Raw genomic sequence first — 20,724 nt, forward strand, 5'->3', positions numbered from 1 at the left:
CAGGTGGCGCCGTTCCCCGGCTTGGACTAGTGCCCCCTGCCGATGGGCCGAGCTCGTGCTGCTTTCGAAACCTTGTCCGGCGCGGGTCGCCGAGACGCCTCCCTCCTCTGTCGCGCCTTGCCCGGCCGGCGCGCCGTCGCGCTCGCGCTCGCCGCGCTCGCGGCCTGCAACGAGGCCAGCGGCAGCGACGACGAGCAGGAGATCCAGACGTCGCTCACCATCGACCCGCTCGCCTTCCTGGGCGACGTGCGGTGCTCGAACGAGCCGGGGGCCATCCGCAGCTACGTCGCGACGCTCACGGACGAGAGCGCGGCCGGAGGGCCGTTCACGCTCGCGTCGTCCCCGCCGATCCCGTGCTCGTCGCGCGTGTCGTTCACGTACGTCGTCGAGGGGCACGAGTACACGGCGAGGATCGACGGTTACGAGCAGTACGCCGAGGAGCTCACGCCGATCGGCGACGAGACGTCTGGCAGCCGCCACATGCTCCTCGACGGGGCCCCGGTCGCGCCGCGCTGGACGTGGGCCTGCCCCGGCCCCGAGGCCGCGGAGGACGCCGACAAACTCGTGGCGACGACGGGCGTCAACGTCGTCGTCCAGGGCTGCGCCCCGCTCGCCGGGCCCGCCGACCCGGCGAGCGCGGCCATCGTGCTCGACCCGGCGAGCGCGCTCGGCGCGCTGCGCTGCGAGGCGGACGACGGCGCGATCGCGTCGTTCGATGTCGTCCCCCAGGACAGCGCGCTTGCGCCGCTGCTCGGGGTCGCCTGCCCGCCGGAGGAGCCTGTCGTCTACGACCTCGGGGCCGCCCCGGCGCCGGCCTATTTCTTCCGTCTGGAGGCGAAGGACGCCGCGGGCGAGCTGCTGTTCGGGTCGAGCTGCTTCGCCACGGCGAGCGCGGGCCTCACGGTGACCGCGACCTGCGATCCGCTGTCCGCGACGGGCGCGCTGGAGCTCGACCTCGCCGGGCTCCTCGCCGACGAGGACCTCGCCTGCGGGGCGGGCGCTTCGAGCTACACGGCGACCGAGCCGCTGCTCGACGGCGAGGCGGCCGAGTCGGAGCTGCCCTACGTCGGCCCCGTGCCCTGCGGCGACCGCGTGCTCCTGTCGGCCCTCGCCCCGGGCATGTACAAGACCTCGGTCGAGGTGCTCGACGCGACAGGAACGTCGGTGCTCCCCGTCGACTGCAGCGGAGAGGTCCGCCCCGGCGCGACCACCCGCGCCGCGTGCGCGCGCGCGCCCCGCTGACCCCGTCGCCGCGCCCTCCCGGCGCTGTCCCGCGCCCTCCCCGCACGCCCGCCCAGAGCGCTCCCACGGACGACCTCCGGCGTCCCCGCTGAACCCCCTCGCGGGCCCGGAGCGACGCCTCCCCGAAGCGCCGGCGCCGGGCCTCGATCCGCGCCCGGGGCGAGGCTGACAGAGCGACGCCTCAGGCCGGCAAACCCTTTGCGCCGGCCTGCCCCTTGGAGTACCTGAACGCATCCGTCGCATCCCCTGAACAGCGCGGGTCAAGGGCGGGCGGCGGAGGCCGGATTCGACCTCATCGCTCGTCGATGGAGGCCAGCGACGCCTCCGCCGATCTGCTCGACGCTCGAGCCGCGCTGGAATGGGCCTCTACGACGGGGCCGTGCGCGCCGCGCCCGCCCCCGTGCCTCGGGTGCAGATCCCATGGAAGAGACGTCGAACATCCAGCAGAAGGTCCCGGTCAGCATCCAGGACGAGCTCCGGACGAGCTACCTCGACTACGCGATGAGCGTGATCATCGGCCGCGCGATCCCGGACGTGCGCGACGGCCTGAAGCCGGTGCACCGCCGGATCCTCTACTCGATGAACGAGCAGAAGATCGGCCCCGGCGGCGCGCACAAGAAGTGCGCGCGCGTGGTCGGAGACGTCCTCGGCAAGTACCACCCGCACGGCGATCTCGCGGTCTACGACGCGCTCGTCCGCATGGGGCAGACCTTCAGCCTGCGCTACCCGCTCATCGACGGGCAGGGCAACTACGGCTCGGTCGACGGCGACTCGCCCGCGGCCATGCGGTACACGGAGTCGCGCCTGTCGCGGATGGCCGTCGAGCTGCTCGCCGACCTCGACAAGGACACGGTCGACTTCGTCCCGAACTACGACGACTCCGAGCTCGAGCCGAGCGTCCTGCCGGCGAAGTTCCCGCAGCTGCTCATCAACGGCTCCGGCGGCATCGCCGTCGGCATGGCGACGAACATCCCGCCGCACAACCTCGGCGAGATCATCGACGCGACGATCGCCATCATCCGCAACCCAGACATCACGCTGGAGGAGCTGCTGCTCCTGGTCCCGGGCCCTGATTTCCCGACCGGCGGCCTCATCTACGGCAAGAGCGGGATCGTGCAGGCGTACACGACCGGCCGCGGCTCGATCACGATGCGCGGGCGCCACCAGGTCGAGAAGACGATCAAGGGCGACCGCGAGGCTATCATCATCACCGAGATCCCCTACCAGGTGAACAAGGCCCGGCTGGTCGCGAAGATCGCCGAGTGCATGAAGGAGAAGCGCATCGAGGGGATCAGCGAGGTGCGCGACGAGAGCGACCGCGAGGGGATGCGGATCGTGGTCGAGCTCAAGAAGGACATCTTCCCGCAGGTGGTCGTCAACCAGCTCTACCGGCTGACGGACCTCCAGGCGACGTTCGGCGTCATCAACCTGTCGATCGCGAACGGGCGCCCCGCGGTGCTGAGCCTGAAGGACACCCTCTCGCACTTCATCGAGCACCGGCGCGAGGTCGTGACGCGGCGCTGTCGCTTCGAGCTCCGGCAGGCCGAGGCGCAGCGCGAGCTCGTCGAGGGGCTCGGGATGGCGACGAGCGACATCGATCGCGTGGTCGCGACGATCCGGGCCTCGAGCGATCCGGAGGAGGCGCGGGAGAACCTGCAGCAGCTGCCGCTCCGTGGGCTCGGCGAGTTCCTCCGGCGCGCCGGCCGGCCGGAGCCCGAGTGCGCCGAGGCCGACGGGCGCGGCGACTACTTCCTGTCGGAGCGCCAGGCCAAGGCGATCCTCGAGATGCGGCTCTCGCGCCTGACCGGCCTCGAGCGGGAGAAGCTCGCGAAGGAGTACGGCGAGCTGTCGCAGACGATCGAGCGGCTCCGGGCGATCCTCGCGGACATGGGGCTGCTCATGAACGTGATCGTGATGGAGCTCGAGGAGATCAAGGCGCGCTTCGGCGACAAGCGGCGCACCGAGATCGTGCCGGCGGAGGCCGAGATCCAGATGGAGGACCTGATCCAGGAAGAGGACATGGTCGTGACCATCTCGCACGCCGGCTACCTGAAGCGGACGCCGACCTCGACCTACCGGGCGCAGCGCCGCGGCGGCAAGGGGATGGTGGGGATGGAGGCGCGCGAGGAGGACTGGGTGAGCCAGCTCTTCGTGGCGTCGACGCACTCGTACGTCTTCTTCTTCAGCGACAAGGGCAAGGTCTTCGTCAAGAAGGTCTACGAGATCCCGCAGGCCCCGCGGAACGCGAAGGGCCGCGCGATCGTGAACTTCGTCGGGATGGAGCCGGGGGAGAAGGTCGCGGCGATCACGCCGGTGCCGAGCTTCGACGGCGAGACGTTCGTGGTGACGTTGACCCGGCGCGGGCAGATCAAGAAGACGGCGCTCAACGAGTACGAGAACTACCGGGACAAGGGGATCATCGGCGTGCGGATCGAGGAGGGCGATCAGCTCTTCACGGCGGCGCTCACCGACGGCAAGCGCGAGTTCGTGATCGCGACGCGGAGCGGGATGAGCATCCGCTTCCCCGAGGACCAGGTGCGCCCGACGGGCCGCGCGACGATGGGCGTGAAGGGCATCGAGCTCGATGAGGGCGACGTGGTGGTGGGCCTCGGCGTGAGCAACGACGGGCGCGACAGGGTGCTCGCCGTGTGCGAGCGCGGCTACGGCAAGCAGACGCCGCTCGAGGAGTTCCGGCTCCAGAGCCGCGGCGGCAAGGGCGTGATCCTCATCGACGCGAGCGAGCGCAACGGGCCGGTCGTCGGGGTGGCCATGGTGAGCCCGAGCGACGAGGTGCTGATCGTGACCGACCGCGGCCAGATGATCCGCACGAAGGCGAGCGAGATCCGCGAGACGGGGCGCAACGCGCAGGGCGTGCGGATCATGCACGTCGGGCAGGACGAGCGCGTCGTCGCGGTCGAGGCGTTCGCGGCGGAGGCCGCGGAGGTCGCGGAGAGCGGGGGCTCGACGCCGCCGGTGGCGGGGGCGGACGGGACCAACGGGGTCGCGGATCACGCGGGCGGGGACCACGCGGGGGCGGACGGCGGCGGCGTGGATGGCGGCGGCGCGGACGGCGGCGGCGCGGACGGCGGCGGCGACGTGAACTAGAGGCCCGGCCCCGAGCGAGGGTGTCGCGCGCGCGACACCCTCGCTCGGGGCCCACGGATATTCATGGACTCGGCCCTGCGATCGGGGGCGCCGCCGTGACGGGGGAGGACGTCAATCGCCTGCCTGAAGGAGCTCCGCGCTGGGGCTCTCGATGCGCGGCGGTCGGTGCGCGCTTCGTCCGTCGGTGGGTCGGTCCGGCCCGGCGCTGAGGGCTTGTTCACTGCCACGGACGAGGCGCGCCAGCTCGGTCACGTGCTCGTCGTCCGCGCCCATGGCCGCGAGCGCCTCGGCGAGACGCATGACGTACTCGACGTTCGAGCCGCTCGGGCCGTGCGACGCGAGCACCTGCGCGGCGATCGCGGCGAGCGGCGCCTCACCGAGGTAGTCCGGGTTGTCCGGCGTGGCCATGTACACGATGGCTGTCCGGGCCGCGTCCTCCGCGCGCGCGACGTGGAACGGCACGTCGTGGCGCGCATAGCCCCCCTTCTCGCGGTGATCCAGCGCGCGGAGGACCTCGTCGAGCTCGGCGTCGGCGACCCGGTAGGCCATCCCCCAGCAGCGCGCGCCGGGCTCCGGGACCAGCGTGACGACGCGGCCCGGCGCCCCGGGGACGCCCCGGTGATCGGTGGACCCCTGCCAGAAACGGCGCGCCCACCCGGTGATGTACCCAGGCGCCATCTGCTCGAAGCGAAAAGCCGGCCGCCAGATCAGCGAGCCATAACCGAAGATCCAGGCCTCACGATGCACAGGGCCATCCTACCAAACCGCGCCGCCGGCCGGGGCCGCTGTGTGCCCTCTCGTGTTCTTCTCGTGTTCTTCTCGTATTCTTCTCGTATTCTTCTCGTGTTCCGGCGTGCCACGCGCCTTCGTCACGCCAGGTGGGCTGGCCACGTGGACTGGGCCCGACCGCTCAGAAGAAGAGCCGGGTGGACAGCCCGACCTCGGCGTCGGACGCCCCCGGAACCATCTCGATCTTCACGCCGCTCTGGTCGTCGACACGGTAGGAACGGGGCCTGTTGAGGTAAACCAGGGCCGCGCCCGTCGCGAGGGTCGCTCCAGCGGCGATGAAGAGGCCGACGGCGACATGGCTCTCCGTCCTGCTGCGGCTGTACTCGCCTGATCGGCCGGGACCACAGCGCAGGCCACAGGAGGCCTCGAACTGCTGCTCCGCGTGGTCCATGTGCTCCCCGGCCTGCCACTGCAGCACCCCGCCAGCCACGCCGAGCCCCGCGCCCGCCCCGATGACGGACCACGGCACCCACGCCGCCCACGGGCGCTCGGTGACGATGCGGTCGACGCTCAGCACGCGAGAGGCCCGCGCCCCGGCATACGTGACGACCGTCGCGGTGAGGGGGGTATACCCTTCCTTCTTCACGGTGATGACATGCTCCCCGGGCATCAGGAACCGCTCGGCGACGCCCGGACCGACGAACCATGGCTTGCCGTCGAGCAACACCGCGGCGCCCGGCTCGTCACAGCGGAGCTCCATGACGGCGAGCTCGCGCGCGACGAGCTCCTGCATCAGCGCGCGCGCCTCCACGTAGTCCTCCGGCTCGAGCGAGCCTGGCCCCCACCGCATCGAGAGGCGCAAGCTCTCGTGCGCGAGCAGCGACAGCCCCATCGTCTTGAGCACCCTCCCAAGATAGAACCGGAGATCCGGGTGCTCCCACTGCGCGAGCGCCTCCTCGTACTTCGCCCTCGCCTCGCCGAGCATCATCTGCCGGTGCAGCTCGCGCGCCTGCGCGAAGAGCTCGATCGCCCGCCGCTTGCGCTCCTCGGAGACGCCCTCATGCCAGCGACGCGGCGCTCCACTGGCCTGGGCCTGAGCTTGCGCCGGCGCCGGCGCGGCAAGCGACGAGAGGAGCGCGAGCGTCAGCCCGGCAGAGAGGGCGGCGCGCGCCCGCCTCGGCGCCTCCCACGTGGGCAAAGCACGGATGACCATAGGACGAACGCCCGCTACCGGAGCCCCTCCCGGATGTTGCCCACGGATCGCCGGATGAGCTGCTCCAGCGCCTCCTTGCTGCGACGCTCGTGCTCGGCCGCCTCCCTGGCCCGCCGCTCCTCGGCGCTGGCCCTGGCCTCCGCGTCGCGCGCGCCTGTCTCGGACGCGCGCGCCATGTCCCGCGCCGCCCGGGCCTCATGGGCCGCCGCGCGCGCCTTCTCGGCCGCAGCCTCGGCCCTGTACCGGGCGTCCTCGGCCTCCTTCTGCAAGAGCTCGGCGCGCCGCCGCTGGTCCTCGGTGTTCTGCCGGGCCCGCTCGGCCGCCTCGCGCGCCGCCGTCTCGCTGGCGAGCGCCTGCTCGAGGTTGAACTCGGTCTGGCGGATCTCCTCGAGCTGCGCGGTGATGACCCGGTTCTGGCGGACGACCTTGATGATCCCCAGCGTCGCCCCCGCGACCAGCAGGGCGAGGCCGCCCATGGTCCCGACGATCAGCATGCGCTTCCGGCGCTGCGCCTGGCTCGCCAGCCTGAGCACGGCGTCCAGATAGCGCTGCTCCCGCTCGGACAGCCGACCCTGGTGATAATAGTCCTCGCGGAAGCGGCGCGCCTCCTCGGCGATCTTGCCGCGCCAGACGGTATCGTCGCCAGCGCCGCTCGACTCCCACTGCCTCGCCGCCACGCGCAGCTTGTCGAGGAACGCCGCGTCCTTCTGGTGCTCGTCGAGCCAGCGCAGCAGGGTCGGCCAGCGCTCGATCAGCGACTCGTGCACGATCTCCACGGTGCTGCCGGCGTCGTCGCGCCCCGGCTCGACGGCCAGGAGCCGCGCGTCCGCGAGGACGTGGACGACGCCCTCGAGCTCGTCCGGGTCGCCCGGCAGCTCGCGGAGCTCCCTCAGGCTCGCGATGGCGCTCGTGCGCTCGGGCGTGACGAGGCGCTCGAAGACGGCCCGGCAGAGCTTCGCCTGGCGGCCGCTCATCCCGGCCAGCACCGTGTCGGCGTGGCTCGCGAGCGTGCCGGCCACGCCGCCGATGGCCTCGTAGCTCTCCCGCGTCAGCAGCCGTCGCGCGCGATCGCGCAGGTCCCACCACCGCGCCGCCATGAACTGCAAGAGCGGCAGCGCGCCGCGGGTCGTCTCCAGCACGTCGAGGATGCCGTCGATCAGCGCCGGGTCCTCGATCTCGTACCGCGCCGCGTGGACAGGCCTCGTCAGCGCCTCGCGCAGCCCCGCGCGGCCGATGGGCGGCAGGACCACGAGCCCGCGCGTCACCGCCGCCATGAAGTGCCTGTCCTCGGCCACCCGCTCGATGAAGTCCGATCGCATCGACAGGATCACGCGCAGGGGCGACGAGGCGTCGTCCGCGACGCCCCCGAGGCACGAGAGGAACGCGGCGCGCTCCGCGGCGTCGCAGGAGAGCGTGTAGAGCTCCTCGAACTGGTCGACGAAGAGCACCACGCGGCGCTGCTTGCGGGCGGACCACGCGCGCAGCTCGGCCCCGAGGTAGCCCGGCTCGGCGCGCAGCCGCTCGCGCAGGCGCCCGCGCGAGGCGTCGCCGTCGAGCGGCTCGGGTCGCTCCGAGCCCCCCTTCAACGTCAAGGCGGGGTGCGCGAGCAGATCGGCGAGCGCCGCCAGCGGCTCGCGCCCTGGCCGCAGGATGAGCGACTCCCACCCTCCTCCGGAGCGCTTGAGCGCCGGGACGATGCCCGCCCTCACGAGCGACGACTTGCCCACGCCGGACGCGCCCACGATGGCGAGCAGCGGCTGGCTCCGCAGGCGCGTCACCATGCTGGCGACGTCCTCCGCGCGGCCGAAGAAGCGGTCCGCGTCGGCCTCCTGGAACGCCGACAGGCCGGCGAAGGGGCTCTCGTCGGCCCCGAGGACGATCTCGTGGCGACCCGGCAGGAGCGGCAGGAGCTCGGCGAGGAGCTGCTGCGCCGAGGCGGTGCGCTCGGCCTTCCGCTTGCGCAGGCAGCGGTCGACGATCGCGCCGAGCGCGCCGAGCTCGGGGCGCTCGCTGTCGAGCTCGGGCATGGGCTGGTCGAGCACGGCGACCTGCATGAGGCTGTGGACCGTCACCGGCGCGAGCGGGTGCGCGCCGGTGACGAGCTCGTAAAGCATGATGCCCACGGCCCATATGTCGCTGGCGTGGTCGATCCCCTCCCCGAGCCACTGCTCCGGGGACATGTACGGTATCGTTCCCATCATCGCGCCCTCGCGCGTGAGGGTCGTCCTGATCGAGACGGGAGGGCGCTCGACCGAGCCGGCGACGTCGGTGTCGAGCAGCTTGGCGATGCCGAAGTCGAGCACCTTGATGGCGCCGGACGCCTCCAGCATGATGTTCTCGGGCTTGAGATCGCGGTGCACGATGCCGAGCTTGTGGGCGCACGAGAGGGCGCGCACCACCGGCACCATCATCTCCACCGCCGCGCTCGCGGACACCGGCGCCGCCGCGGCGCCTTCACCGGCGCCCGCCGGCTTGCGCTGCTCCATCCAGGCGCGGAGGCTCTGCCCGTCGATGTACTCGAGCACCATGTAGGGGTATCCCTCGTGCTCGTTCACGTCGTGGATGGTCACGATGTTCTCGTGTTTGCAGAGCGCTGTCGCGCGGGCCTCGACGAGGAACCGCTGCAACCGGACGCCGCTCAGGCTGGTGACGACCTTGATGCCGACGAGGCGGCCCAGCCGGACGTCGCGGGCCAGGAAGACGGTGCCCATGCCGCCCCGGCCGAGCTCGCGGATGAGCTCGTAATGCCCGATGGTGCTGCCGGCGGCGAGCGGCAGCGCGGTTGCCTCCTCGACCTGTCCCCGCCGCGACAGCGCGGCCATCTCCGTGCCGGGCGCCGGTGCGAGCGGCTCGCGGGTGGCCCGCGTCGCGACCTCTTGCCCGGCCAGGAGGGTGCTCGTCAGGCCGGCGCTTCCCGCGAGGAGCTGGCTTGTCGCCCGGCCAGGCGACACGGCAATCGCAGCCTCCCCGCCGAGCCGTTCCTCGTCCGCGCCGATCACGTCGACGAAGCGTAGCCCACGCGCCCGGTTGTTCACAATCTCGCGATCCGACGCGACGTCTGGAATCCGCTGGGGTCGTTCCCCGCAACGCGCGTGGTCGCATGAATAATATCGAGCAGTGCTCAGTCGAACGCCGCGGGTCCCCCGCTCCCGCTGTCCAGCCCGGCGCCGGTTCGACGACGCGCGTTGCGCGATGAGGCGTGTGGCTCTTCGATGAAGACAGGTTCGTGCTTGGTGTCATCCCGCTCGCGGCGGCGCTCGCCGCGGCGGTGACGGCCTGCATGAGCGGCACGTCCGTCTCGTGCGGCGACGGCTACTGCCTTTCGGGTTATCGGCGCGTCACCTCCCGTCTCCATGGCATCTGGTGCACAGGGCACGACGATGTCTTCGCCATCGGGTACGGCGGCGTCGTGCTGCACCACGACGGCGCCTCCTGGACAGAGCCGTACTCGCAACCTGGCGCGCTCCTCCGGGCCATCCGGGGCATCAAGCATGACGGTGTCCTCCATATCTTCGCTGTCGGAGACATCGGCGTGCTGCACTGCGACGGCACCACGTGGACACAGATGCCCCTGCCGAGAGAGGTAGATCTCCGCGATGTGTGGGGCACCGCGTACGTCGATGTCTTCGCCGTCGGCGCCGGAGGCACGTTGCTGCGCTACGACGGCGCCTCCTGGGCAAGGATGCCCCTGCCCACCGACGCCGATCCCCACGGCGTCTGGGCACCGGGCGCAACGACGTCTTCGTCGTCGGGGACCGCGGCACCGTCCTGAACCATGACGGCGAGTCCTGGTCGCCCCTGCGCTGGGACCGCGGGCAGCTCTCCTCGGTGTGGGGCGCGTCCCCCGGCGACGTGCTCTTCGCCGGTGAAGGCGGCCTTACCCATGAGCTCCTGCAGACGGCGCCAGTTCGCTGAGCGCGCGCGCCGCAGGGCTCGCGGGGCGCCGGGGCCTGAAGGTGCGGACGCGCGGCGCGCCGCTCACCCCTCCAGCAGCTCGAACCGGATCCCGGCCGCCTGCAGCCGCTCGATGAGCCGCTCCCCCATCGCGACAGCCGGCGTGAGGACCCCGGCGCGCGCCGGCAGCCGGTCCCGGTCGAGCGCCATGCAGAGCGCGGACTCGGCCACCATCTTCGCCGTCTCCGAGTAGCCCGGATCGCCGCCGCTCACCCGCGCCACCACCTTGCGCGACGCGCTCTTCCCCTGGAAGGTCACCTGGAACCAGCTGCGCGCCCGCTCCTCCGCGCTCGGCCCCTCCCCCGGGCTGCGCACCTTCCGGAGCAGCTCCCGCGTCGGCCCCACCTTGGCGAGCACCGCCACGGCGCCGAAGCCGGCGATCCCGGCGACGAGCTGCAGCCCGGACTTGACCTGCACGTAGTGGCCGTACTGGAAGTCGGGGCCGTAGACGTCGAGCTCCCGCGCGCTCCGCAGCACGATCTGCGGGTCGATGCTGGGCATCGGACAGACCCAGGCGCGCAGCCCCTTCTCGTAGCGGACGCGCGCCTTGACCCCCTGCACCTTCCGCGCGCCGTGCGCCTCGTCGGAGCGCGCCTCGCGCTTCTTGCGGCCCGGACGCGCCATGATCTCGAGCAGCGACTGCCACGTGCCGCCCGAGAAGCTGCCGTGCGCGCGCACGATGCCCTCCACCGCGATCGGCTCGCCCGCGGGGAGCTTCGTCACGGTGAAGAGCACCCCGAGGTCGTGGGGGACGCTGTCGAAGCCGCAGCAGTTGACGATCCGCACGCCGCGCCCGCGGGCGGCCTCGTGGTGGCGCTCGAGGAGGCGGTCGACGAACTCGGGCTCGCCGGTGAGGTCCGCATAGTCGGTGCCCGCGCGGATGCACGCCTCGACCAGCGGCTCGCCGCGCGTCACGTAAGGGCCGACGGTCGTGAGCACGACGCGCGCCTGGCCGGCCATGCGCTCGAGCGACGCCGCGTCCTCCGACGCCGCCTCGATGACGCCCAGAGGCGCGCAGGCCGGGTCGATCGCCTCCATCGCCGCCTTCACCTCCGCGAGGCGCCCCGCGTTACGGCCAGCGATCGCCCAGCGGATCGGCCGCTCTGCAGCACCCTGGGCGGCGGCGTCCTTGCCCTTGGTGGCGAGATACTCGGCGACGAGGCGACCGGTGAAGCCGGTCGCGCCGAAGACGATCACATCGTACGTGCGGTCGCTGATGTCGCTTCTGCTCATGGGGGCAGCCTTGATACCACGACCGCGGGCGAGAACGTCAGCGTCGGCACCACGACAAGGGCGGCGGGATCCAGCCGCCGAACGAGCGCTCCAGGTGCTGCGCCACGGCGATCGTCACGTGATCGTTGCCGTGGATCGCGGCCACCTGGACGCCGAGCGGCAGCCCCTCGCCGTCGAGGCCGAGCGGGACCTGCGTCGCCGGCATCTCCATCACGTTGAGCACGGCGGTGTACGTCCACTGGAAGGGCGGCAGGAGCGGCGCGTAGTGCCGGGGCGCGGGGCTCGGGTACGACGGGTAGAGCATCACGCCGCGCTCGCCGATGCGCGACACGAGCTCGTCCCGGAGCGCCGCGCCGAGCTCGAGGGCGCGCGCCACGCGCGCCGGGAACCGCCGGCCGAGATCCTCGAGCAGCACGAGCCCGAGCGCGGGCAGCGTGTGCGCCGAGCGGCGGAGCGACCAGCGGGCGAGCTCGCGCGGCAGGCTGACCGGACGGCCACCCCCGAGCATCGACCGGAACGTGACGCCGCCTGCCACGCCCAGCATCGCCGTCCAGATGTCGAGCGCCCGCGCGAGCAGATCGATCCGCGCCACGCGGACCGTCGCCCCGCGCGCGGCGAGCGCCGCCGCCGCCCTCCGCTGCGCGGCGAGGAGATCGCCCCTCACCCGGAGCACGCCGTCGTGCTCGACCGAGAGCACCGTCAGCCCGGCGAGATCGACCGCGGCGGGGTCGCCGAGGGGCAGCGCCGCGCAGCTCGGGTCGCGCGCGTCCGGGCCGGCGAGGATGCGGAGCACCGGCATGAGGTCCTCGGCGCGCCGCGCGATCGGCCCCGTGGTCATGAAGCGGAGCCCTCGCTCGCCGGGCAGCGGGAACTGCCCCGAGGTCGGCACGAGCCCGCCGGTCGGCTTGTGCCCGAAGACGCCGTTGAAGAACGCGGGCATCCGGATCGAGCCGCCGATGTCCGAGCCGAGCCCGATCGGCGCGCCGCCGGCGCCGACCACGGCGGCCTCCCCGCCCGAGCTGCCGCCCGCGGTGCGCGCCGGGTCGTAGGGGTTGTTCGTCCGGCCGTAGAGCCGGTTGTTCGTCTCCATCCACATGCAGAGCTCCGACACGTTGGTGACGCCGAGCGGGATGAAGCCGGCGGCGCGCAGGCGGGCGACCGTCACCGCGTCCTCCGCCGCGCGCACGTCGGCGCGGGCGACGAGCCCCGCGGAGTTCGGCATGCCCGCGACGGCGAAGCTCTCCTTGATGGAGCACGGGACCCCGAGGAACGGCGGCGCGCTCGCGGCGTCGCCCCGCTCGAGGCGCGCGTCGGCCGCGCGCGCCTCGGCGCGGGCGGCGTCGAACCGGTTCGCCACCATCGCGTTGAGCGTCGGGTTCACGCGCTCGATGCGCCGGATGTGGGCCTCCACGACCTCGGCCGACGTCACGGCCCGGGCGCGGATCAGCGCAGCGAGCCGCGTGGCAGAGAGCAGGAGCAGCGGATCTCGTGAAAGCATGAGTGTGCGATAAGGGATCAGGCTCGGGACGACGACCCGGGTCAAGGATTCGCCGCCCGAGCCGGACAATCGCGCCCCCGCGCATGCCGGGCGCGGCCCTCCGGCGTCCAGGGCGCGACCGGCGCGCGCGCTCGCTGAGCGCGGCCGGACGCCGGGGCGGGCGCGGTGGGAGGTCCGCTCCCTACTCGCCCGCGGCGCGCTCGGCGGCCGCGCGTCGCGCCGGCGGCGCGGCGGCGACCGTGCGCCCGCGCGCCCGCTGCGGGAAGGCCCAGCGCACGGCCCCGGTCACCAGCCAGTCGACCGCCCCCTGGCTGCCGACCTGGATCCCTGGATCCACGTACACCTGCACGCGGTCGCTGAGCTCCGCGCCGACCTCCAGCACGCTGGTCGACACGACGCGGGGCGCGCCGCGGTGGTTGATCTGGAAGCTCTGGTCCGGCCCCACCCAGAACCCGCGCGGCAGCTCGACGATCGCGAAGGGCCGTATCAGCGACGTCTGGATGTCGTCCCGCCGCGGGTCGCCGCCGAACGACACCGCGTGCTGCAGCTGCAGCCCGAGCCGCGCGGGCCGGGCCACGCGGACGTACCCGACGACGAGCGGCGCGAGCTGGTTCTTCCCCGAGCCGAGCGCGCGGTTCGTCGCCGAGTCGAGGACGAGATCCGAGCCGACGAGGAGCGCGAACCGCGGCGTGCCGACGGCGCGGACGAGCGGCCGGATCAGCACGTCGCCGAGCCCCGCGTTGCGCTCTCCCTCGAGCGCGCCCGCGTAGGCGAGCGGCACGTCCGCGCGCAGCGAGAAGCTCCGGTCGAAGGCGTAGTCCCCCCGGATCACCGCGGCGTTGAAGAAGCCGTTCCTGCCGCGCGAGACGTAATCGTTCCGCAGCTCGACGAACGTGCCGAGGTTGGCTGCCGCCGTCGCCTGCGTCCGGGGCGCCGCGGCGTCGCGCCGCTCCTCCCCGCGGCGCGGCGTCGCCGGCGGCCGCGCGATCGGCGCCGGCCGCGCGGGCTGGGCGCGCGCGAGCGCCGCGGGACGCGCGGGTCCGAGAGGAGCCGCCGCGGCGACGGTCGTCGCGGTGCCGAGCGCGACGAGCCCGGTCGCGGCGAGAGCGGCCGCGCGGCTGCGCCGGCGACGCCAGGGCGATACGATCCGACGGACGGCAGGGCGCGCCTGCGCCACGCGATGCGCTTGCATGCCGGATCCATGGAGGCGCGGCTCGGCCCGGCGCAGTCGGTTCAGGGCAGCACTCCGGACCTCGGGCGCGCACGAGCCGGCGTCCGGCGCTTGCGCACATCACCTCCGGCGCTCCGGATCTTCGCCGTCCCCGCTCACCTCCGCGCCGCGCCGCGCGCCGTGTTCGCCTGGCGTCGAGCTCGATCGACGCCTCCCGCGCGCATCGTCGGCGCCTTCCGTGCACGTCGTCCGTGTACGTCGCGCGTGCGTGCGCGCGTCGATCGCATCGACAGGCCTCACCGCACCGCAACGCCGCGCGCGGCCATGCGAGCCGCCGAGCGCCTCGAACAGCGCACGTTCATTCAGGACGTCACGCGCTGTTTGTGCTCATGCCTCACTCACAAAAACCTCACGAAACAGCGCAGAAACAAGCGATCTGTAAACAAACAGCTTGACGCGACGCAGCGCTTCTGTAAGGTGATGCCACGTACGCTATGCAGAAGTCGCCCAGCACCTCCAGCGCCCACGCCTCTGGCGATGGGACCCCCGCTGTGAAGCTGGTGCACCGCGCTTCGTCGGCGTTCTCGGCGACGCGCTCGCTCGTCGTCGAGGGCGGCGTGTCCGTCGGGCTCCTAGCGGGCCTAGCCATTCCTGCGCTCGTCAGCCTAGTCGTCGTCGGGCTGATTCGCGTTGGAATCGGTTGCGGGCCGCCGCTCTGAGCTGAAGCAGCTATGGAGATAGGCCCCCGCACCGAGAAGGTCCGGGGGCTTTCGTTTTTTTCGGCCTGAGGGTTCACGAAGAGCAGCCGTCGTCCAAGGAGGATCAGGTGAGCAAGGAACATTCGAGGAAGAACCGCGAGGACGCCTCTAGCGAGGCCGTCGATCAGCGCATCGCGGAGCTCGCGGAGCTCGTCGCCGCGGGCTGTGGCGTGCCCGTCGCGTCGAGCGCTGTGCGGGAGGAGTTCGAGGCGCTCGTCCACGAGATCCGCGCGCGCGTCAGCGAGGGCGTCGTCCGCGCGCCCGAGCGCTCCTCGACGCACCTGAAGGGCGCGCGCTCCGGCGGCGACGCGGCCGAGGCCTCGTTCGAGTTCCACTCCGACCCGCCCTCCGCGCGCGCCGGATCGGACCCGCAGGCCCACTCGCGCGTCGTGTCGCTCGACGACGCGCGCCGGGTGCTCGAGGCGCTCCGCCGCGAGGAGAGCAGCGGCGGCGGTCCGCGGGAGGACCTGCAGCGCGCGATCGCCTAGCGAGATGAGCCCCCAGGAGACGGCGGAACCCAGCGGCCAGGGCGCCCGAGGGCGCCACCTTCACCAGCTTCACCAGCGCGACTCGATGGAGTCAGGAATATGAAACGAACCGGCGCACAGATTATCTGGGAAGTCCTCGTCAGCGAAGGCGTGGACGTGGTCTTTGGCTATCCGGGCGGCGCGATCATGCCCGCCTACGACACGATCCTCGGCTACCCGATCCGCCACGTCCTCGTCCGGCACGAGCAGGGCGCGGCGCACATGGCGGACGGGTACGCCCGCGCCTCGGGCAAGGTCGGCGTCGCGATCGCCACCTCGGGACCGGGCGCGACGAACCTCGTCACCGGGATCGCGACGGCGATGCTCGACTCATCGCCGATCGTCTGTATCACCGGGCAGGTCCCCTCCAAGCTGCTCGGGACCGACGCCTTCCAGGAGACCGACATCACGGGCGTCACCCTGCCCATCACCAAGCACAACTACCTCGTCACCGAGGTCCAGGACATCGCCCCCGCCATCCGCGAGGCGTTCTACATCGCGCGCTCGGGCCGCCCGGGCCCCGTGCTGGTGGACATCACCAAGGACGCCCAGCAGGCGTCGATGGACTACGAGCCGCTGACGGGCGAGGTCCGCTTGCCTGGCTACCGCCCCTCGTACCCCGCCGTCCAGACGGACATCGAGAAGGCGATCGAGCTCATCGACGACGCCGAGCGGCCGCTCATCCTGGCCGGTCAGGGCATCGTCAGGGCGGAGGCGACGCGCGAGCTCCTCGCCTTCGTGGAGAAGACGGGCATCCCCGTCGCTTCCACGCTCCTCGGCCTCGGCGGCTTCCCGGCGACCCACCCGCTCAGCCTCGGCATGATGGGCATGCACGGCGAGGCGTGGGTGAACCACGCCATCCAGGAGGCCGACCTCCTCATCGCGCTCGGCATGCGCTTCGACGACCGCGTGACCGGCAACCTCAAGACCTACGCCGTCAAGGCGAAGAAGATCCACGTCGAGATCGACCGTTCCGAGATCAACAAGAATGTCAAGGTCGACGTGGGCCTCGTGGGGGACGCCCGGGACACCCTCCTGTCCCTCATCCCCGGGGTCAAGCAGCGCAACCGGGGCAACTGGATCGAGCGCATCAGCGCGCTGAAGGGCGACTCGGCGGTCCGTGACATTCAACAATTGCCGTACAACGAGAAATTGTACGCCGCGCACGTGATGCACGACCTCTGGCGGCTCACCGACGGCAAGGCGCTTGTGGTAACCGACGTCGGCCAGCACCAGATGTGGGAAGCGCAGTACTACAAGCACGATCACCCGCGGAAGCTCATCACCTCCGGCGGGCTTGGCACGATGGGCTTCGCCCTGCCGGCGGCGATCGGCGCGCGCTTCGCGAAGCCGGAGGAGGAGGTCTGGGTCGTCGTCGGCGACGGCGGCTTCCAGATGACCGCGTGCGAGCTGTCGACCTGTGCGCAGGAGGGCATCAAGGTCCACGTGGCCATCATCAACAACGGCTACCTCGGCATGGTGCGCCAGTGGCAGGAGTTCTTCTACAACCGGCGCTACTCGGCGACCCCGATGCGCAGCCCGGACTTCGTGAAGCTCGCCGAGGCCCACGGCCTGACCGGCATCCGGGTCACGAAGCGCGAGGAGATCGCGGAGGCGGTGGAGCGCGCCCGCGCGACGCCGGGCACCGTGGTCGTCGACTTCCGCGTCGAGCAGGAGGACAGCGTCTATCCGATGGTCCCCGCGGGCGCCGACCTGAAGGACATGATCCGACGCCCGAGCCCCATCGTGGAGACCGGGGAGGACCCGTGAACGCACCCGTTGAGGCACGCGCCCCGCGCGCTCGATCCAACGCGAGCGCGCGCTCGTCGGACGAGCGGGGCGCGTCCGAACGCGTCACGGCCAGCGCCGGGCGCACCACAGACAAGAGGGACTTTCAAGAGGCATCCATGGATCGACCCATCCTGCGCACCTTCATCGCCTACGTCGAAGACCGCCCCGGCGTGCTCAACCGAGTCGCGTCCCTCTTCCGGCGTCGCGCCTACAACATCGAGTCGCTGAGCGTCGGGCGCACCCACATCTCCGGGGTCTCGCGGCTGACCCTGGTCCTGGAGGCCGACGAGGACGGGGCGCGCCGCCTGGAGGCGAACCTGTACAAGCTGGTCAACACGCTCTGGGTCCAGGATGTCACCCACACGGCCTCGGTCGCGCGCGACCTCGCGCTGATCAAGGTGAAGGCGGACGCGACGACCCGGGCGCAGGTGCTCCAGCTCTGTGAGGTGTTCCGCGCGCGCGCGGTCGACGTCGCCCCGGAGGCGCTCACCATCGAGATCACCGGGACCGGCGACAAGATCGAGGGCCTGCTCGACGTGCTCCGCCCGTTCGGGATCATCGAGATGGTGCGGACGGGGATGATCGTGATGACCCGCGGCGCCGAGGAGGCCGAGGCCAGGCTGGACACGATGCTGCCTGCGCGCTCGGCCGAGAACAGCGCCGCCTGATGACGTGAAGGAAGGGAAGCCGCGAGGTGCGGATCCCTGTTGAAGGAGAGTGAGATGGCGAAAATTTTCTATGATAACGACGCGGATCTGTCGCTCATCCAGAGCAAGAAGATCGCGATCGTAGGCTATGGCTCCCAGGGGCACGCGCACGCGCTCAACCTGCGCGACAGCGGCGCGACGGTGATCGTCGCCCTGCCCGAGGGCAGCAAGAGCCGGCCCAAGGCGCAGGCCGCGGGGCTCCAGGTGGCCACGGTGTCCGAGGCCGCGAAGGCCGCGGACGTGATCATGATCCTCGCCCCCGACACGTCGCAGCCGCGCATCTACAACGAGCAGATCGCGCCGCACCTCGGCCAGGGCAAGACGCTCATGTTCGCGCACGGGTTCAACATCCGCTTCAACACGATCACGCCCCCGCCGTCGGTCGACGTCTCGATGATCGCGCCGAAGGGCCCCGGCCACCGCGTGCGCGAGACGTACGAGGCGGGCGGCGGCGTCCCGGCGCTCCTCGCCGTCCACCAGGACGCGAGCGGCAAGGCCGAGGCGCAGGCGCTCGCGTACGCGAAGGGCATCGGCGCGACGCGCGCCGGGGTGCTCACCACGACGTTCGCGGAGGAGACGGAGACCGACCTGTTCGGCGAGCAGGCCGTGCTCTGCGGCGGCGCCAGCGAACTCGTGAAGGCCGGGTTCGAGACGCTCGTGAACGCCGGCTACCAGCCGGAGATCGCGTACTTCGAGTGTCTGCACGAGCTCAAGCTCATCGTCGACCTGATGTACCGCGGCGGCCTCAACTACATGCGGTACTCCATCAGCGACACCGCCGAGCAAGGCGACTACGTGTCGGGCCCGCGCGTCATCACAGACCAGACGCGCGCGGAGATGAAGCGCATCCTCGGCGACATCCAGAGCGGCGAGTTCGCCCGCAAGTGGATCGCCGAGAACGAGCAGGGCCGGCCGAATTTCGAGGCGACGCGGGCCAAGGAGCGGGAGCAGCGGCTCGAGGTCGTCGGCGCCAACCTGCGCAAGATGATGCCGTTCATCGACCCCGTCACCATCAAGCCCGGCGACTGAGCGTCTCCACTCGTGGGAGGCGGCGGAGAACACCATGCCTGAGATGATTGCGAATCAAGCGATGCCCCCGTCCGATTACGTCCGCATCTTCGACACCACGCTGCGCGATGGCGAGCAGTCGCCGGGCGCGACGATGACGTCCTCGGAGAAGCTCGAGATCGCGCTCGCGCTGGCGAAGCTCGGCGTCGACGTCATCGAGACAGGCTTCCCCGCCGCTTCCCCCGACGACCTGCTCGCCGTCCAGACGATCGCCGACCGCGTGGGCGGGGCCTCGCTCCCCGGCCGCCCCGCGGCGACCCCGCCGATCATCTGCGCCCTCGCCCGCGCCACGAAGGTCGACATCGACAAGGCGTGGGAGGGCGTCTCGCGGGCCGCGCACCCGCGGATCCACACCTTCCTCGCCACGAGCGACATCCACCTGAAGCACAAGCTCCGGATGAGCCGCGCCGAGGTGCTCGATCGCGTCCGGGCCATGGTCGCCTACGCGCGTGACCTGTGCGCGGACGTGGAGTTCAGCCCCGAGGACGCCGGCCGGAGCGAGCCGGAGTTCCTCTACCAGGTGCTCGAGGCCGCGATCGCGGCCGGGGCCACCACGCTCAACATCCCGGACACGGTCGGGTACACCATGCCGAGCGAGTTCGGCGCGCTCATCGCCGGGATCCGCAAGAGCGTCCCGGGGATCGACCGCGTCATCATCTCGGTCCACTGCCACAACGACCTCGGGCTCGCGACGGCCAACGCGCTGGAGGGCATCCGCGCGGGCGCGCGCCAGGCCGAGGTGACCATCAACGGCATCGGCGAGCGCGCCGGCAACACCGCGCTCGAGGAGGTCGTCATGGCGCTCGCGACGCGCCGGGCGGTCTTCGGGCTGCGCACCGGGATCGACACGACCCAGATCGCCACCGTGAGCCGCCTCGTCAGCGCGGCCACGGGCTTCAACGTCCAGCCGAACAAGGCGATCGTCGGCGCCAACGCCTTCGCGCACGAGTCGGGCATCCACCAGGACGGGATGCTGAAGCACCAGGAGACGTACGAGATCATGCGGCCCGAGATGGTCGGCGTCACGCAGACGCGGCTCGTCCTCGGCAAGCACTCGGGCAGGCACGCGCTCCGGAACCGGCTCGAGGAGCTCGGCTACCACCTCGACGAGGCCCAGCTCGCGGCGGCGTTCGCGAGCTTCAAGGCGCTCGCGGACAAGCGGAAGCACGTCACCGATCCCGACATCGAGGCGATCGTCTCGACGACGCGGGCGCAGGGCCCCGAGGTCTACACGCTCGACGCGCTCCAGGTCGCCTGCGGCACCACCGGGATGCCCACGGCCACGGTCCGCCTCCGCGGGCCGGACGGGTCGCTGCACGTCCGCGCCGCGATCGGCACCGGGCCGGTGGACGCCGCCTACCGGGCGATCGACGAGATCGTCCGCGTGCCGAGCAGCCTGCTCGAGTTCTCGGTGCACGCGGTGACCGAGGGCATCGACGCGCTCGGCGAGGTGAGCGTCCGCGTCCGGGCGGACGTGACGTCGAGCAAGCGACACCCGCAGCACGACGCGTCGGCGCGCGTCTTCCACGGCCACGGCGCTGACACCGACATCCTCGTCGCCAGCGCGAAGGCGTACCTCACCGCCTTGAACCGGCTCCTCGCGACCTACGGCGTCGATGCCAAGGAAGAAGCGGCGGCGTCAGAGAGCAACCAGGGCGGCCATGGCGCCGCCGTCGAGACCGCGAGATAGGCCGATGAGCGGAGCGCAGAGGGCCCCCGTCGCGGGCC

General features: G+C 71.9%; 14 protein-coding genes. 8 read left to right on the plus strand and 6 right to left on the minus strand.

Going from position 1 to position 20,724, the window contains the following annotated elements:
• Positions 1-117 precede the first annotated feature (117 nt).
• On the plus strand, positions 118-1,242 hold the full coding sequence (locus WME89_RS23385) for a hypothetical protein (protein WP_438011327.1): 1,125 nt from the start codon (positions 118-120) through the stop codon (positions 1,240-1,242).
• A gap of 420 nt (positions 1,243-1,662) precedes the next feature.
• Positions 1,663-4,347, plus strand: coding sequence for a DNA gyrase subunit A (gene gyrA, locus WME89_RS23390; protein WP_438011328.1), 2,685 nt, complete (start codon positions 1,663-1,665; stop codon positions 4,345-4,347).
• Between the two features lie 111 nt (positions 4,348-4,458).
• Here the strand turns inward: gyrA and WME89_RS23395 are convergent, their stop codons facing one another.
• The 3 genes from WME89_RS23395 to WME89_RS23405 all read right to left on the minus strand — a co-directional run bounded on the left by WME89_RS23395 (position 4,459) and on the right by WME89_RS23405 (position 9,111).
• Positions 4,459-5,094, minus strand: a complete 636-nt coding sequence (locus WME89_RS23395) for a gamma-glutamylcyclotransferase (RefSeq protein ID WP_438011329.1) — start codon at positions 5,092-5,094, stop codon at positions 4,459-4,461.
• Positions 5,095-5,257: 163 nt separating this feature from the next.
• On the minus strand, positions 5,258-6,289 hold the full coding sequence (locus WME89_RS23400; protein WP_438011330.1) for a PEGA domain-containing protein: 1,032 nt from the start codon (positions 6,287-6,289) through the stop codon (positions 5,258-5,260).
• A gap of 14 nt (positions 6,290-6,303) precedes the next feature.
• Positions 6,304-9,111: a serine/threonine-protein kinase gene (locus WME89_RS23405; protein ID WP_438011959.1), complete on the minus strand. Its 2,808-nt coding sequence runs from the start codon at positions 9,109-9,111 to the stop codon at positions 6,304-6,306.
• A gap of 377 nt (positions 9,112-9,488) precedes the next feature.
• Between WME89_RS23405 and WME89_RS23410 the strand changes: the two genes are divergently transcribed.
• The gene (locus tag WME89_RS23410) at positions 9,489-10,061 is read left to right on the plus strand and encodes a hypothetical protein (protein WP_438011331.1); all 573 of its coding nucleotides are present in this window, start codon (positions 9,489-9,491) and stop codon (positions 10,059-10,061) included.
• A gap of 206 nt (positions 10,062-10,267) precedes the next feature.
• On the opposite strand, the gene WME89_RS23415 is transcribed toward WME89_RS23410, so the two are convergent.
• From WME89_RS23415 to WME89_RS23425, 3 genes are all read right to left on the minus strand, one after another.
• A complete protein-coding gene (locus WME89_RS23415; protein WP_438011332.1) occupies positions 10,268-11,476 on the minus strand; it encodes a saccharopine dehydrogenase family protein in 1,209 nt (402 codons plus the stop codon).
• Positions 11,477-11,513: 37 nt separating this feature from the next.
• A complete protein-coding gene (locus WME89_RS23420; protein WP_438011333.1) occupies positions 11,514-12,974 on the minus strand; it encodes an amidase in 1,461 nt (486 codons plus the stop codon).
• Positions 12,975-13,155: 181 nt separating this feature from the next.
• Positions 13,156-14,166 carry a hypothetical protein gene (locus tag WME89_RS23425; RefSeq protein WP_438011334.1) on the minus strand — a complete coding sequence of 337 codons (1,011 nt, stop codon included), beginning with the start codon at positions 14,164-14,166 and terminating at the stop codon, positions 13,156-13,158.
• Positions 14,167-14,971: 805 nt separating this feature from the next.
• Between WME89_RS23425 and WME89_RS23430 the strand changes: the two genes are divergently transcribed.
• The 5 genes from WME89_RS23430 to WME89_RS23450 all read left to right on the plus strand — a co-directional run bounded on the left by WME89_RS23430 (position 14,972) and on the right by WME89_RS23450 (position 20,686).
• Entirely contained in the window at positions 14,972-15,391 is a 420-nt protein-coding gene (locus WME89_RS23430) for a hypothetical protein (protein WP_438011335.1), read from the plus strand.
• Positions 15,392-15,490: 99 nt separating this feature from the next.
• Positions 15,491-17,200: a biosynthetic-type acetolactate synthase large subunit gene (gene ilvB / locus WME89_RS23435; RefSeq protein WP_438011336.1), complete on the plus strand. Its 1,710-nt coding sequence runs from the start codon at positions 15,491-15,493 to the stop codon at positions 17,198-17,200.
• Between the two features lie 137 nt (positions 17,201-17,337).
• Positions 17,338-17,889 (plus strand): acetolactate synthase small subunit, encoded by a 552-nt coding sequence (gene ilvN, locus WME89_RS23440; RefSeq protein WP_438011337.1) that lies wholly within the window; start codon positions 17,338-17,340, stop codon positions 17,887-17,889.
• 54 nt (positions 17,890-17,943) lie between these two features.
• Complete coding sequence (ilvC, locus tag WME89_RS23445; protein WP_438011338.1) at positions 17,944-18,957, plus strand: ketol-acid reductoisomerase; 1,014 nt, start codon at positions 17,944-17,946, stop codon at positions 18,955-18,957.
• 34 nt (positions 18,958-18,991) lie between these two features.
• Positions 18,992-20,686, plus strand: coding sequence for a 2-isopropylmalate synthase (locus WME89_RS23450; RefSeq protein WP_438011339.1), 1,695 nt, complete (start codon positions 18,992-18,994; stop codon positions 20,684-20,686).
• Positions 20,687-20,724 lie beyond the last annotated feature (38 nt).

This window comes from Sorangium sp. So ce321 (genome assembly GCF_051530195.1).
Classification (GTDB): Bacteria; Myxococcota_A; Polyangia; order Polyangiales; family Polyangiaceae; genus Sorangium.

Excerpts from the sequence above, each read along its gene's own strand:
- WME89_RS23450 (WP_438011339.1), top strand. The coding sequence starts at position 18,992 with ATGCCTGAGATGATTGCGAATCAAGCGATGCCCCCGTCCGATTACGTC.
- WME89_RS23425 (WP_438011334.1), bottom strand. The coding sequence starts at position 14,166 with ATGCAAGCGCATCGCGTGGCGCAGGCGCGCCCTGCCGTCCGTCGGATC.
- ilvB (WP_438011336.1), top strand. The coding sequence starts at position 15,491 with ATGAAACGAACCGGCGCACAGATTATCTGGGAAGTCCTCGTCAGCGAA.
- WME89_RS23415 (WP_438011332.1), bottom strand. The coding sequence starts at position 11,476 with ATGAGCAGAAGCGACATCAGCGACCGCACGTACGATGTGATCGTCTTC.
- gyrA (WP_438011328.1), top strand. The coding sequence starts at position 1,663 with ATGGAAGAGACGTCGAACATCCAGCAGAAGGTCCCGGTCAGCATCCAG.
- ilvC (WP_438011338.1), top strand. The coding sequence starts at position 17,944 with ATGGCGAAAATTTTCTATGATAACGACGCGGATCTGTCGCTCATCCAG.
- WME89_RS23400 (WP_438011330.1), bottom strand. The coding sequence starts at position 6,289 with ATGGTCATCCGTGCTTTGCCCACGTGGGAGGCGCCGAGGCGGGCGCGC.
- ilvN (WP_438011337.1), top strand. The coding sequence starts at position 17,338 with ATGGATCGACCCATCCTGCGCACCTTCATCGCCTACGTCGAAGACCGC.
- WME89_RS23420 (WP_438011333.1), bottom strand. The coding sequence starts at position 12,974 with ATGCTTTCACGAGATCCGCTGCTCCTGCTCTCTGCCACGCGGCTCGCT.
- WME89_RS23405 (WP_438011959.1), bottom strand. The coding sequence starts at position 9,111 with ATGGCCGCGCTGTCGCGGCGGGGACAGGTCGAGGAGGCAACCGCGCTG.